Source organism: Mycolicibacter hiberniae, from assembly GCF_010729485.1.
Taxonomy (GTDB): Bacteria; Actinomycetota; Actinomycetes; order Mycobacteriales; family Mycobacteriaceae; genus Mycobacterium; species Mycobacterium hiberniae.
The window spans coordinates 2,866,219-2,880,569 of record NZ_AP022609.1; the positions used below are offsets into that span (position 1 = coordinate 2,866,219).

General features: G+C 67.2%; 12 protein-coding genes. 8 read left to right on the plus strand and 4 right to left on the minus strand.

Features of this window, described 5'->3' with window-relative positions; genetic code table 11:
- Positions 1–58: 58 nt before the first annotated feature.
- Both G6N14_RS20905 and G6N14_RS13540 read left to right on the plus strand, forming a co-directional pair.
- Positions 59–733 carry a hypothetical protein gene (locus tag G6N14_RS20905; protein ID WP_234808872.1) on the plus strand — a complete coding sequence of 225 codons (675 nt, stop codon included), beginning with the start codon at positions 59–61 and terminating at the stop codon, positions 731–733.
- An 8-nt stretch (positions 734–741) separates the two neighbouring features.
- Entirely contained in the window at positions 742–2,184 is a 1,443-nt protein-coding gene (locus G6N14_RS13540; RefSeq protein WP_234808873.1) for a carotenoid oxygenase family protein, read from the plus strand.
- Here G6N14_RS13540 and G6N14_RS13545 read toward each other — a convergent pair.
- Complete coding sequence (locus tag G6N14_RS13545; protein ID WP_234808874.1) at positions 2,174–2,896, minus strand: RsiV family protein; 723 nt, start codon at positions 2,894–2,896, stop codon at positions 2,174–2,176. The two genes, G6N14_RS13540 and G6N14_RS13545, sit on opposite strands and share 11 nt — an antisense overlap.
- Positions 2,897–3,132: 236 nt before the next feature.
- Between G6N14_RS13545 and G6N14_RS13550 the strand changes: the two genes are divergently transcribed.
- From G6N14_RS13550 to G6N14_RS13565, 4 genes are all read left to right on the plus strand, one after another.
- Positions 3,133–4,653 carry a CoA-acylating methylmalonate-semialdehyde dehydrogenase gene (locus tag G6N14_RS13550; protein ID WP_085135248.1) on the plus strand — a complete coding sequence of 507 codons (1,521 nt, stop codon included), beginning with the start codon at positions 3,133–3,135 and terminating at the stop codon, positions 4,651–4,653.
- A 9-nt stretch (positions 4,654–4,662) separates the two neighbouring features.
- Positions 4,663–5,826 carry an acyl-CoA dehydrogenase family protein gene (locus G6N14_RS13555; RefSeq protein ID WP_085135249.1) on the plus strand — a complete coding sequence of 388 codons (1,164 nt, stop codon included), beginning with the start codon at positions 4,663–4,665 and terminating at the stop codon, positions 5,824–5,826.
- Between the two features lie 40 nt (positions 5,827–5,866).
- The gene (gene mmsB / locus G6N14_RS13560) at positions 5,867–6,742 is read left to right on the plus strand and encodes a 3-hydroxyisobutyrate dehydrogenase (RefSeq protein WP_085135250.1); all 876 of its coding nucleotides are present in this window, start codon (positions 5,867–5,869) and stop codon (positions 6,740–6,742) included.
- A 63-nt stretch (positions 6,743–6,805) separates the two neighbouring features.
- On the plus strand, positions 6,806–8,065 hold the full coding sequence (locus G6N14_RS13565; RefSeq protein WP_163787161.1) for an HNH endonuclease signature motif containing protein: 1,260 nt from the start codon (positions 6,806–6,808) through the stop codon (positions 8,063–8,065).
- Between the two features lie 92 nt (positions 8,066–8,157).
- On the opposite strand, the gene G6N14_RS13570 is transcribed toward G6N14_RS13565, so the two are convergent.
- The 3 genes from G6N14_RS13570 to G6N14_RS13580 all read right to left on the minus strand — a co-directional run bounded on the left by G6N14_RS13570 (position 8,158) and on the right by G6N14_RS13580 (position 12,333).
- Positions 8,158–10,746 (minus strand): DUF4236 domain-containing protein, encoded by a 2,589-nt coding sequence (locus G6N14_RS13570; protein WP_133054957.1) that lies wholly within the window; start codon positions 10,744–10,746, stop codon positions 8,158–8,160.
- A 329-nt stretch (positions 10,747–11,075) separates the two neighbouring features.
- On the minus strand, positions 11,076–11,726 hold the full coding sequence (locus tag G6N14_RS13575; protein WP_085137426.1) for a L,D-transpeptidase family protein: 651 nt from the start codon (positions 11,724–11,726) through the stop codon (positions 11,076–11,078).
- Positions 11,727–11,787: 61 nt separating this feature from the next.
- Positions 11,788–12,333: an HAD family hydrolase gene (locus G6N14_RS13580; RefSeq protein WP_085137424.1), complete on the minus strand. Its 546-nt coding sequence runs from the start codon at positions 12,331–12,333 to the stop codon at positions 11,788–11,790.
- 106 nt (positions 12,334–12,439) lie between these two features.
- Here G6N14_RS13580 and G6N14_RS13585 point away from each other — a divergent pair, with 106 nt between their 5' ends.
- Entirely contained in the window at positions 12,440–13,090 is a 651-nt protein-coding gene (locus G6N14_RS13585) for a response regulator (protein WP_046318391.1), read from the plus strand.
- A 74-nt stretch (positions 13,091–13,164) separates the two neighbouring features.
- On the plus strand, positions 13,165–14,346 hold the full coding sequence (locus G6N14_RS13590) for a GAF domain-containing sensor histidine kinase (protein ID WP_109559930.1): 1,182 nt from the start codon (positions 13,165–13,167) through the stop codon (positions 14,344–14,346).
- The last annotated feature ends 5 nt before the right edge of the window (positions 14,347–14,351 follow it).

Below are 14,351 nucleotides of genomic sequence, written 5' to 3' on the forward strand. Positions count from 1 at the left end.
GATGCCCGCAACGGCCCCGGATCGGCGGTCAGTGCAAACCCGAGAAAGTGGAGCTGGCATGAGCAACAGAATCAGCGAGCTGCGTGACGACCTGATCATGCGCTCCATGCTGGGCCGGGTGGGCGACATCCCGGAGACGGTGCTGCTGCCCGTGCTGCGCGAGCTCGCCGACGACCGCGCGGTGGTGGACGCCGAGTGGGAATCGGTGATCGCCAGGCGGGTAGCCCCGGGGTCCCGGCTTCCTGCCCGCGAATCCTGGCGGCGCCGCTACGGACAGTTCGTCCGTGAACTGGAATGGGCCATCTCCGGTTTGGTGAAGAAACTGCCACGAGACGATGTCGAGCGGCTGGTCTCCGACACCGTGGCGGCCAGATTGCGCAGTTGGCTGCGCTACCTGCTGCCGGCGTTCGGCACGGTCACTCTGGTTCCGCGCGCACTGTATCCCCCTGTCATGGACGCCGGCGTCTCGGTGGCGACGTTCCTGGTCGGGCCGATCAGGCGGACCGGTGTCGAGCCCGACGGCACCCTGGTGTATGAAATCCCTGAATGCGCCATGCACACCGCCACCGAGGCGGGCGTGGCGCAGGAGCATTCATGCCTGATGGCGTGCAAAGCAGCCTGCGAGAAGTTGTTCGACAAAGACTCGGCGATGCCCTTGGAGTTCGAACCGCATCTGCCCGGACTGTCCTGCACGCTGCGGGTACATCCCGCCGCGAGCCACTCCAACAGATAGGACCGCTTGTGACCAACCCCGACACTGCCGGTGCCGACTTCGCCGCCTACACCCCGCTCTATGACGAATATGACTACACCATAGATGATTTCGACGGCGAGATCCCTGAGGGCCTGCGCGGAACCCTGTACCGCAACGGCTCGGGCAAGCTCGACGCCGGCGGGCAGGCGCTGGGTCACCTGTTCGACGGCGACGGCATGCTGTCGATGTTCTCCATTGCCGATTCGGTGCACTACCGCAACAGGTATGTGCGAACCAAGCACTACCGCAAATCGCTGACCTCGCGAGGAGCGCCCTACCGCGCGCTGGGAACCATGCGTCCCGGCGGCGTGCTCACCAACGCACTGCGGTTCCCGGCCAACGTGGCCAACACCGGCGTGGTGATGCACGCCGGCAAGCTGCTGGCGCTGTGGGAGGGCGGCCCGCCCACCGAGATCGACCCCGACACCCTCGACACCGTCGGCATTCACGACTTCGGCGGCGCGCTGAAATGGCTCGGCGCGTTCTCCGCGCATCCCAAGTGGGATCCCGACACCAAGGAGATGTTCAACTTCGGCCTGGCCATGGTGCCGTTCCCGAAGCTGATCTGCTACCGCGTGGACCGCGCGGGCAAGTTGCACCGACTGGGCCAGCTCGATCTGCCGCTGGCGATGTTCAACCATGACGTCGGCCTGACCAGCAAGCACATGGTCTTCGTGATTCCACCGCTGGTCTTCCCGACATCGAAGATGATGGGCGCCGCATTCGGGCTGCGTAACTTCATCGACGCCATCGAGTACGACGCGTCACGAGGCACCCTGATCGGTCTGGTGCCGCGCGACGGCGGCAAACCGCGGGTGCTCTACACGGATCCGCTGCTGCACCTGCACCTGGCCAACTCCTACGAGGACGGCACCGACACCGTGGTGGAGCTGGTGAACTACGACTCGACGTGGGAACAGCTCAACGGGCAGCTCTCCAGCTTGAGCACCGACCGGGCCAGCGACATCGGCTCTTACGGCGGAACCCTGATGCGGCTGCGGATCACCAAAACCGACAAGGTGATTCACGAGCCGGTGAGTGATCTTCGCGGGGAATTCCCGTCCTTCAACATCACCAAGACCAGCCGACCGAACCGCTACACCTATCTGTCCGCGGACGCCGACGGCAGCGACTACCCCAACGCGGTGGCCAAGATCGACAACACCACCGGCACGGTGGTCACCCACCAGTTCCCCTATGGCCACCAGCCGCACGAAGCGGTCTTCGCCGCCCGGCCCGGCGGCACCGACGAGGACGACGGCTGGTTGCTGGTGGCAACCCAGGACGGGGTCAGCAACCGCGCGGGCCTGGCGGTACTCGATGCCAAGAACATCGACGCCGGACCGGTCTACACCGGCCGGCTACGGCATCACCTGCCGCTCACCTTCCACGGCAGCTTCACCCCACGGGTGGCGCACCCTACCCGGTGATCGCGGCGAATTCCGGGGCGATCAGTTCGGCCACCCGGGGCCAGGGCACGGTGATCACCGGAAGCCCCCGGCCGAACTGATAGTCCGGGAAGTGCAGCTCGATGCCGTCGGCGGTCGGGATCCAGTATTTGAAGTTGAGATCGATCGGCGCCACCTCGTTGCCGAACTGCCAGCCCTGCCGGGGCGGCGCGTACCGGGTCGGCAGGATCTGTTTGGTCTCCTCGGCCAGCCGGGCCAGGCCGGCCGACTTGTCGACGAACAAGTTGTCCCACGTGATCAAGATTCCGCTGCGTTTGTCAAACACCCGGGTCGCCACGGCATGAAACGGCATATTCGGCATTTCGGTGTCGTATTCGCCGAGAAAAAGCGCGGAAACGGCGATCGGGCGAAATGACAGAGCCCCGGTGGAATTGAATGACCAGGGCATCGTCTTGGTCGCACTGGGCTCGTAGGTCGCGACCTGTCCGCGCGCCTCCGCATCGATCACGGCATTGATCGCGTCCGCCACGTTCGCATCGCCACCGGCGAGGCGCTGGTACTGAACTTCCCAGACACCCAATCGATCCGGGCTCTGACCCGCAATCGCCGCGGGCACCGCGAGATAGCCGCCCGCCGACTCGGGCTCCGCCCCCGCCACCGGCGCTCCGGCCACCGGGGCCACGCTCAAAAGGGCCACCAGCACCGTCGCGCAAATAACCCCCAGTCGCCGCATATCATTTTCCTTCGCGCTCGTCGGGCCGCTGAATACAGACTAGTGGATCGGCAAATTTTTCAGCGGTGAATTCCGCCCCGCACCGGCACTGTCGCCCGGCGGCCGGAATTGTCCGGCGGCCGGGTTCGCCGCGGGCCGCGCCGAGCCCGGCGCCCCGCCCCTCGCAAATACTAGGATGTCCTAGTATTCTCGTGTCGGGCCTATCGAGCCCCTCCACCACTTCCACGGGATGGCGCATGAGCACTCAGATACCGCACTTCATCGACGGCCGCCGCAGCGCCGGCACATCGCAGCGCACCACCGACGTCTTCGATCCCAACACCGGGGCCGTGCAGGCCACCTTGCCGCTGGCCAACGCCGCCGACGTCGACGCCGCAGTCGCCTCCGCCGCGGCGGCCCAGCGCGATTGGGCCGCCTACAACCCGCAACGCCGCGCCCGGGTGATGATGCGCTTCATCGACCTGGTCAACACCCATGTCGACGAACTGGCCGAGTTGCTCTCCCGCGAGCACGGCAAGACCCTCGAGGACGCCCGCGGCGACATCCAGCGCGGCATCGAGGTCATCGAGTTCTGTGTCGGCATCCCGCACCTGCTCAAGGGCGAACACACCGAGGGCGCCGGGCCGGGTATCGACGTGTTCTCGCTGCGCCAGCCGCTGGGCGTGGTCGCCGGCATCACCCCGTTCAACTTCCCCGCGATGATCCCGCTGTGGCAGGCCGGGCCGGCCCTGGCTTGTGGAAACGCCTTCATCCTCAAGCCGTCCGAGCGTGACCCGTCGGTGCCGGTGCGGCTGGCCGAGCTTTTCGTCGAGGCCGGGCTGCCGCCGGGGGTGCTGCAGGTGGTGCACGGCGACAAGGAGGCCGTCGACGCCCTGCTGCACCACCGCGACATCGCCGCGATCGGTTTCGTCGGCAGCTCCGACATCGCGCAGTACATCTACTCGACGGCGACCGCCAACGGCAAACGCGCGCAATGCTTCGGCGGGGCCAAGAACCACATGATCGTGATGCCCGACGCCGACCTCGACCAAGCCGTCGATGCCCTCATCGGCGCGGGCTACGGCAGCGCCGGTGAACGCTGCATGGCGATCTCCGTGGCGGTGCCGGTCGGCGAACAGACCGCCGAACGGCTGCGGTCCCGGCTGGTGGAGCGGATCAACAACCTGCGGGTCGGACACAGCCTGGACCCCAAGGCCGACTATGGTCCGCTGGTCACCCGCGCCGCCCTCGACCGGGTCAACGACTACATCGCCCAGGGCGTGGCGGCCGGCGCCGAGCTCGTGGTCGACGGCCGCACCCGCGGCAGCGACGACCTGCAGTTCGGTGACGCGAATCTGACGGACGGCTTCTTCGCCGGGCCGACGCTGTTCGACCACGTCAGCACCGACATGTCGATCTACACCGACGAGATCTTCGGTCCGGTGCTGTGCATCGTCAGGGCCGGGGACTACGAGGAGGCGCTGGCGTTGCCGTCGGAGCACGAGTACGGCAATGGGGTGGCGATCTTCACCCGCGACGGCGACACCGCCCGCGACTTCACCTCCCGGGTGCAGGTCGGCATGGTCGGGGTCAACGTGCCGATTCCCGTGCCGGTGGCCTACCACACCTTCGGCGGCTGGAAACGGTCCGGTTTCGGCGATCTCAACCAGCACGGGACGGCGTCCATCACCTTCTACACCAAGGTCAAGACCGTCACCCAGCGCTGGCCGTCGGGCATCAAAGACGGTGCCCAGTTCCACATCCCCACCATGGAATAGGGCCGGGCAATGGACACGACCTTGAATGACGAAGAACGGGTGATCGTCGACACCGCGGCGGCGTTCGCCGGCAAGCGCCTGGCCCCGTACGCGCTGGAATGGGATGCCACCCATCACTTTCCGGTCGACGTGATGAAGGAGGCCGCCGAGCTGGGGATGGCCGCGATCTACTGTCGCGAGGACGCCGGCGGCTCCGGGTTGCGCCGCCTCGACGGCGTCCGCATCTTCGAACAGCTGGCGATCGCCGATCCGGTGATCGCCGCCTATCTGTCGATCCACAACATGTGCGCCTGGATGATCGACAGCTACGGCACCGAGGATCAGCGCAAATCGTGGGTGCCCGCACTGGCGTCGATGGACGCCGTCGCCAGCTACTGCCTCACCGAGCCGGGCGCGGGCTCGGACGCCAGCGCGCTCAGTACCCGCGCGGTGCGCCAGGGCGGCGACTACGTGCTCGACGGCGTCAAGCAGTTCATCTCCGGCGCCGGCGTCTCCGACGTGTACGTGGTGATGGCCCGAACCGGGGACGACAGTCCTCGCGGGATCTCGACGTTCATCGTCGAAAAAGGAACTCCCGGACTGAGTTTCGGTGCGGCCGAGCAGAAGATGGGATGGAACTCCCAACCGACCGCTCAAGTGGTCTTCGACGGGGTGCGGGTGCCCGCCGAAGCCATGCTGGGCGGCCCCGGCGGGGAGGGCACCGGCTTCTCGATCGCGATGAACGGACTCAACGGCGGCCGGATCAACATTGCGGCCTGTTCAATGGGTGGCGGCCAGGCCGCGTTCGACAAGACCGGCAGCTACCTGGCCGACCGGCAGGCCTTCGGAAAGGCCCTGCTCGACGAACCGACGATCCGGTTCACCCTTGCCGACATGGCCACCGCACTGGAGACCTCACGGCTGCTGCTGTGGCGAGCGGCAACCGCGCTCGACACCGACGCAGCAGACAAGGTGGAGTTGTGCGCGATGGCCAAGCGCTATGTCACCGACGCCTGCTTCGAGGTCGCCGACCAGGCGCTGCAACTGCACGGCGGATACGGATATCTGCGTGAGTACGGTCTGGAGAAAATCGTCCGGGATCTTCGCGTGCACCGCATCCTGGAGGGCACCAACGAGATCATGCGGCTGGTGATCGGCCGTGCCGAGGCGGCCCGCGTCCGGTCCGGCCAGTAACCCGCCCATCTGGGATCACCAGGGCCACTGAGGAGTACATATGGCAATCGTCGCGTTTCTCGGCTTGGGCCGGATGGGTGGGCCGATGTCGGCAAACCTGGTCGCCGCCGGGCACACCGTGCGCGGCTTCGATCCGGTGCCGGCGGCCATTGCGGCAGCCGAGCAACACGGCGTGACCATTCACGCCGGTGCCGCCGAGGCGGTGGCCGGGGCGGACGCGGTGGTGACCATGCTTCCGCACGGCGACGCGGTGAAGAGCTGCTACGCCGAGATTCTGCCGGCGGCCTCGCCCGGCGCCCTGTTCATCGACAGCTCGACGATCTCGGTCGCCGACGCCCGCGAGGTGCACGCCCTGGCCGGCTCCCACGGGTTCGCCCAGCTCGATGCGCCGGTGTCCGGTGGAGTCACCGGTGCGGTCGCCGGCCGGCTGGCGTTCATGGTCGGCGGTGAGGATGCCGCGGTGGCCCGGGCAACCCCGGTACTGGAGCCGATGGCCGCCAAGATCATTCACTGCGGCGCTGCGGGTGCCGGGCAGGCCGCCAAGATCTGCAACAACATGGTGCTGGCCGTGCAGCAGGTGGCGGTCGCCGAGGCGTTCGTGCTGGCCGAAAAGCTCGGCCTGGCCGACCAAGCCCTCTTCGACGTGATGACCGGCGCCACCGGTAACTGCTGGGCGTTGCACACCAACTGCCCGGTCCCCGGGCCGGTGCCCACCTCGCCGGCCAACCGGAACTTCGAGCCGGGTTTCGCCACTGCGCTGATGGACAAGGATCTGCACCTGGCCATGGACGCCGTGACGTCGACCGGTGCGAACGCACCGCTGGGCAGCCACGCCGCACAGATCTACCGCGACTTCGCGGTCGATCACGGCGCGCAGGACTTCAGCGCCGTGATCAACGTGCTGCGCGACAACTGAGCGTGCCGGTGATCGGATCACCGGCCAGCCAAACTTGTCAGACCCTGCTGCGATGATGACGTCATGTCCTCGGCCGCATCGACTGCTCCGCCGGGCGTCGCTGCGCTGTCCCCCGATCAGCGTCTTGACGTGCTGTTCGGCGAGTTGTCGGAGCTGACCGGCCAGCGCAACGCCATCGACGGGCGCATCGTCGACATCATCGCCGAGATCGACCGCGACGAACTGTGGGCAACCACCGGCGCACGCTCGGTGGCGGCATTGGTGGCCTGGAAAACCGGTGTGTCCCCGGGCAACGCGCACACGATCGCGACCGTGGCACAGCGCGCAGAGTCGTTCCCCCACTGCACCCAAGGCATGCGCGAAGGCCGCCTGTCGTTGGATCAGGTCGGCGTCATCACCAGCCGGGCCGCCGACGGATCCGATGAGCACTACGCGCAACTGGCCGCCGTCGCCACGGTCAACCAGCTGCGCACCGCGGTCAAACTCGAACCACGCCCCGAACCCGAACCCCGGCCCGAACCGGTGCGCTCGATCACCAAAGTCACCGACGAGCGGGGCACCTGCTGGCGCATCAAACTCGACCACCTCGACGCAGCCAAGTTCGACGCAGCACTGCAGTCTCACCTCGATGCGCTGATAACGCAGTACAAGCGCGACCACGACGATTCCGGCCGCCCAACAGACCAGACACCGCCGTTGCCCACCACCGCTGATGCCTTCCTGCGTCTGGTCGAAACCGGATGGGATGCCGAGGCCACCCGCCGGCCCCACGCCCAGCACACCACCGTGGTAGCCCACCTCGACGTCCAAGACCGGACCGCGGCACTGCACCTGGGCCCACTGCTCTCCGACGACGAACGCCAATACCTGACCTGCGACGCCACCTGCGAAGTGTGGTTCGAACGCGACGGCGAGGTGATCGGGTCGGGACGGTCGACCCGCACCATCAGCCGCCGGTTGCGCCGCGCACTGGAGCACCGTGACCGCTCCTGCGTGGTTCCCGGCTGCGGAGCCACCCGCGGCCTGCACGCGCACCACATCCGGCACTGGGAAGACGGCGGCGAAACCGAACTCGCCAACCTGGTGCTGGTCTGCCCCTACCATCACCGGCTGCACCACCGCGGCATCATCACCATCACCGGCCCCGCCGACCATCTCGTCGTCACCGACGCGGCCGGCCGACCGCTCAGCCCGGCATCACTGGCCCGCCCACCCAAGCGACCCCCGCCCGTAGTCGCACCCTGCCCCGGCCCCACCGGCGAACGCGCCCAATGGTGGTGGTACCAACCCTTCCAACCCCAACCACCACCGGAATTCAACTAATCGGTCGTAACCCTGCGGCAGTGGCCCGATAGCAGAGCATGTGTGCAGCGGTGCCGTCGCCGGCGCTGCCACCGCAGTCCCGTGGACTGGACTCAGTCGCTCCACGGCTGACGCGGCGGGTCATAGTCAAGTTCCCACGACCGCCATGTGGGCCGCCAGTACAAGTCGGCCTCGGCTTCGCGTTGTCGGCTCTGTGCGAGCTGTTCGTCGATCTGGCGTTGTCGTTCAAAGGCTTTCAGCTCAGCCTCCCGAACGGCCTCCGTGAGCCGTGTGCGGGCCTCGGCCAGGCTGATGATAGGGATGCCGAGCGTGCGGGCCGTGGTATGCCGCGAGTCGTTAGCCTCTGGAGTTGAGGTGGCCAGCCACCGGACGGTCTTGGTGATGTTGACGGCAAGTCTGGCGCCATAGGATTCGGCCTCCCGACGCAGGTCGATGATTTCGCTGTGATCACCGAGTATCGCGATGCGCAGACCCCGAAGATAGCGGGCCTCGGCCGACGGTGGTGGCTCGGCGCTGGCCTCAATGACGTGACGAAGCTCTTCGGCTAGGTCGGTCAAACCAAGGGCGTCGGCGAGCAGATACATTTCCTTGCGAGCGGTTGCGGACAACGCAGTCCAGTCGGAGCTGTGATCGGGAAACGCTGCTTCCCAGGACTTCCGGTGAAGCTGCCGAAGCTGGGTACCGGTTAGTCGGGTCAGGCGTGCCTGGTCGGTGAGCACAGCGGCTTCCTCGTAGGTCAGCCGGCCGTCTTTCACCGCATCGGTTAGGACAGCCTGATACTGCGAGATTGCCCGACGGTCACCGACTCGTACCACCGGTGACTGTGGGAATGCATCGAGAAGCTCCGCCACGGAGGCGCGGGAAAGCCCGACGGGTCGACAGCTGATGGCGCACTGACGCATGGGGACCGGTATGGCGTCGGGCGGGGCCTGCGTCAAATACAGAGGGTGAGGTGACGTACGCAGCAACCACAGCAGCACCTCACGGACGGCGCGCGCATCACCGAGCGCGGTATGACGCTGCTCGTTCCAGCCTCCGGTGGCTGTCTTGTACATCGCAGTCAGGCTGAAGGCCCGCCCTTCGAGTTGCCGCCGAGATGTCTGCAATGTGCACAGGCCGAGCACCGGCGGCAGAGACAGACGGGTCTGAACTGCAGCGGCAGAAAGGAATCCGCCCTCGAAGTCCAGATTGTGGGCGACCAGGGCAGTACCTGCCATGAACGCGAAAGCCTCCGGCAGCGCTTCGTCCAGGCACGGCGCCCCGGTCAGATCGGCGTCGTCAATGCCGTGGACCTCCCGGGCACCGACGCTTGAACCAGGACTGTTGACCAACGTGGCGAACTCGTCGAGAACAGTGCCGTCCGCGGTGAACTTGACCAAGCCGATCTCCACGATCTGGTCGGCGCCGGGGTCCAAACCGGTGGTCTCGATATCGATCGCAGTGAACGTGACCCCGTCGACGGTGTGCTTGGTAGGCGTGCGGGTGAGCAGAGCGCGGGGAATGTCCGATGCCGTTGCGGTGGGTGCGGGGTCTGCACCGCGGGGGCCGAAGATGCCGGCATTGCACTGCGAGATTCGCCGAGCCTCCGACTCGCTGGCGGTACGGATTTGCGGACCGGGACGCGCCGACAGTGCCGTCGCCACCGCGGCGGTAGAACCATCGCGGGAAACCTGGAGTTGCCATTGCAGTCCCTGCGAAGAGGTTATGTCGAGGGTGCTGTAGCGCATCACCGGTAGCTGGCGGTTGTCCTTGTAGCGCCGATCCGGTCCGCCCTTGACGTTCACGTACTGCCACGTGTGGTCCACCTGGACGGCATCGCCGGGCGGCGCGGCGTTCTCAATAAACCGGGTCTGGCCGGCAGAAACGTGCAAGTGCGCGTAGCCGATGTCGCTGAAGTGCTTGCCCTCGCGTACCAGGGCGCGGTCGGGCAGGAAGTACAGGGCAGCATTGCCGGCACGAATCGATGGGACGGCGATGTTGGTGGCCAGTTCCTTGGGACCCGTCGTCGTCGCCGACCCCGTCACTCGCGACAGCAGACTTCCGGCACCGGAATTCGTCTTGAACTGATAGGTGGTGATCACCGCCCCCGATTCCAGCACCCGCCAGACCCGCTGCGAGTCGGTCAGCCAGGCCCATTGCGTCACCACGGAGTCGAACCAAGATAAGTGCTCATCGTGTACGTCGTAGAACAGCACCACCGTCTTGTGCGCACGGTCGTTGAGCACCAGCCAGGCGCACCCGGGAGCCGCCAATGCCCATACGATCAGCCCGAACGGCAGCGTCACCAAGCCGAGCAAGAACGCCGCGCCGGTCACCCACCAACCCCATGCCACCCGGCTCGACGCACCATTGAGCTGCTCAACCACGTCGTCACTACTGGTCGGCTCCAACTCGAATGCTGTGCTGCCAGTGACGTCCTCCATGACCACGCCGCTGCTGAGCCGAAAGGCCTGAGCGAAAACCCGCTCCGGCGGTTCGGTGGGTTGCGGACGATGTGGCTGCGATCTGGCGCCGAGCGTTGCCCGGTAGTACACGCCGCCACGGCCAATGTGCACGTAGTTTCCCCGCGGGCCACTGCCTACACGGAACCCCGGAATACCGGCACTGACGCCAATGCCTGATTTGCTCAGATTGAACCGGAACGGACCCGCTTTGATGCTTTTGCGCAGATAGAAGCTCACTTCGGTGCCTCGTCTTTCGTTCCTCCCGACGGCATCGTGCCACACATGATGTTTGCGGGGGGCCAGATCAGCCGGCCATCACGGTGGCGCTGGCAACGAGAGTGGGCGGGCGCCATCGGCGGCGAGCGACGTCAGACTCGACGGCCTGACTGACTGCTGCGCTTTTTGCTACGACGCGCTGCGCGCACCAGTGCCGTCACACCGTGTGACTCGGTTCTGGCGGCGGCGTCTTTGGTGTGAGGGCGGCATCTCGACGCGGGGATCAGGGCCGGGTCTGGGTCCTGCTCGGCCGGAACGTGCAGTCGCCGCGGCTGTCACTGGCCTGCCGGCTACTTCGCGATCGCCATCACGGCGCCCGGCCGCAGCCAGCCGATGATCTTCACCAGCGTGGCGTCGTCGATCGCCACGCAGCCCGCGGTCGGCCCGCCGTCGGTGGTGTGAAAGAAGTAGGCGGAGCCGGCACCGGGTGTGCGGGCCTTGTTGACACCGATCACCACCGCGTGCCGGTACTGCGGGATGTTGAGGTTCTCGCTGGCCGCCGTGTTGAACGGGCACTGGGCTTTTTTGCAGACCTGCATGGTGTTGTAGGTCGGGCTCTGGGAGTCGCTGTCCCACCAGTGGTCGGATCCGACCTGCACATACGGCAGGCCACCACCGGGATTGGGAGCGGTGCCGAACGCCGAGTCGAGCGTGTAAATCCCCATCGGGGTCGACGGCTCGCCTTCCTTGGTCTCTCGCGTGATGCCCGCCGAACCGACGTGTGCCGGAATCCCGATCGCGACCGGTTCCCAGCCCGCGAGAGTCCGCTGATAGACGTCGATCTTGGCCGTCGAATGACCCACTCCGACAACCGAAACCACCTGAGTGGCGTTGCCCACCGCATTCCCGAACCACGGTTCGACGACCGCCGTCGCCAACGGCGCCGACTTGACGCTCATAGAGCACAACACCGCGCACAGCACAACGACCAGTCGACGCACCGCATCATGGTCGACGACAGGTGGCGTCAGCGTCAAACGCGCCGATCGCCTGGAGCCGTCGTCAGCCCGCCGCGCGGGAGCTGAACCGGGCGACCACCCGCTCGGCCTGCAACTCACGGCATCCGGCCGCCGACAAACCGTCGTAGTCGGCCGGGTAACCGGCCGAGCCCGCGCTGATCACCGGCAGGCCGATCGCTGCGGCGGTGCGCGCCCCGGCTTCGGAGCCGGCGATCACCAGCGCCTCTCCGGCGACGATGCCCAACTCCCACAGCGCCAGGCGGTAGAGCCCGGCGTCACCGGCCGGCCCGGTCAGGTCGTCGGCGCTGACAACGGTCTCCGACATGCCGTCGCCGATCAGTTCCCGCACCCGCGACTGCACCCAACTGCGCGGCCCGGCACCGACCACCGCGACCCAGATACCGGCCGCGAACAGGCTCAGCACCAGATCCACCAGCCCCGGACGCGGCTCCCCTTCGGCGTCGGCCAGCGCATCCAGATCGAAGATCACCGCTTGCAGCGGGTACACCTCGGCATCCGGGTGTACCTGGTCCCACCAGAACGGGCGGGCTGGACCGGTCCATGTCGCGAGTTCAGTTGTGATCTGCATAACAGACACCGTGCCGGATGCCGCCGCGGGTGTCCTCCCCCATTGGGGGGATCGGGCGGGGGAATCACCTTCTCCGCTGCCGGTTCGTGGGCCTTATTGTCTTGCTATGCCCGTGCGCCTGGTCCTGGTCGACGACCACGAGATGGTGATCGAGGGCCTGCGGGCCATGCTCACCGCGTTCGCCGATCGGATCGAAGTGGTCGGGCAGGCCATCAATGCCGCGCAGGCCATGACGGTGGTCGCCGACACCGACCCGGACGTGGTGCTGTGCGACGTGCGGATGCGCGGTGAGAGCGGCCTGGACCTGTGCCTGGCCCTGCGGGAACGCGACCCGCAACGCAAGGTGGTGATGCTCTCGGTCTACGACGACGAGCAGTACCTCTTCGAGGCGCTGCGCGTCGGGGCCAGCGGCTATCTGCTCAAAAGCATCAGCAGTGACGACCTGGTGCATCAGATCGAGTTGGCCCACCACGGCGAGACGGTCATCGACCCCGGACTGGCGGCCCGGGCGGCCGGTACCGCGGCCCGCCTGCAGCGCAACGAGTTCTGGCCCGGCGCCCGGCAAGGGCTGACGCAGCGGGAAAGTGAGATCCTGGCCTACATGGTCAGTGGGCTGTCCAACCGCGGAATCGCCACCAAGCTGGTGATCGGCGAAGAGACGGTCAAGTCGCATCTCCGCTCGATCTACCGCAAGCTCGGGGTGTCCGACCGCACCGGCGCCGTGGCCACCGCGCTGCGCGAGGGGATCTACCGGTGAGCTCGGCCGGCGGGCAGCGTCCCCGTTCCCGCAAGCCCCGCGCGGTCCGGGATTTCGTCGACGCCAACCACGAGCTGGCGCTGCTGCGGGAACTCATCCAGGCGGCCTCCAGCGGACCCGGCGTGGAACCGCTCGCCGCGGCCGCGGCCCGGATGATCACCGCAGCCACCGGCACCGACGTCTGCTTCGTGCATGTGCTCGATGACACCGAGCGCTCGCTGACCCTCACCGGCGCGACCCCGCCGTTCGACACCGAGGTCGGCAAGATTCGGCTGGCGCTGGGTTCGGGGGTCTCGGGTTGGGTAGCCCGCCACCGCGAGCCGGTGGTGATCAGCCACGACAAAGAGGCCGACCCGCGGTACCTGCCGATCGAATCGCTGCGTGGGCGCGACTTCACCTCAATGGTGTCGGTGCCCATGGAGACCGATCCGGGCGGGCTGGTCGGGGTGCTCAATGTGCACACCGTGCGGCGCCGCGAGTTCACCGCCGGCGACGTCGAGCTCCTGCGGGTGATCGGCCGGCTGATCGCCGGTGCCATGCACCAGGCCCGGCTGCACCGGCAGCTGGTGGCGCGCGAACGGGCCCACGAGCTCTTCGTCGAACAGGTCATCCAGGCCCAGGAGATCGAACGGCGCCGGCTGGCCGGTGACATCCACGACGGGATCTCGCAGCGGCTGGTGACGCTGTCCTATCGGCTGGACGCCGCCGCGCGTGCGGTCGGCAGCGACCCGGACGAGGCGTCGGTGCAGCTGGAGGCCGCGCGTGAACTCGCCGGACTGACGCTGCAGGAGACCCGCGTGGCGATCAGCGGGCTGCGGCCGCCGGTCCTCGACGACCTGGGCCTGACGGGCGGCCTGGCCAGCCTGGCCCAGTCCATCCCGCAACTGACGATAGAGCTGGAACTGGCCGAGACCCGGCTGCCCGAGCACATCGAGCTGGCGCTGTACCGCATCGCTCAGGAGGGCCTGCAGAACGTCGTCAAACACGCGGCCGCGACGACGGTCCGGCTGAGTTTCACGATCACCGCCGACCCCGACACCGCGCGACTGGAGATCGTCGACGACGGGGTCGGTTTCGACACCTTCGAGCACCCGGTGGGCGGCGACGAGATGGGCGGCTACGGGGTGCTGTCGATGGCTGAGCGCGCCGAGTTGGTCGGTGGGCGGCTCAACATCCGGTCGCGTCCCGGAGCGGGCACCGCCGTGACCGCCACCATCCCGATCCCCGCGCCGACAGCGCGAGAATCCGCCGGTTAGCGTCC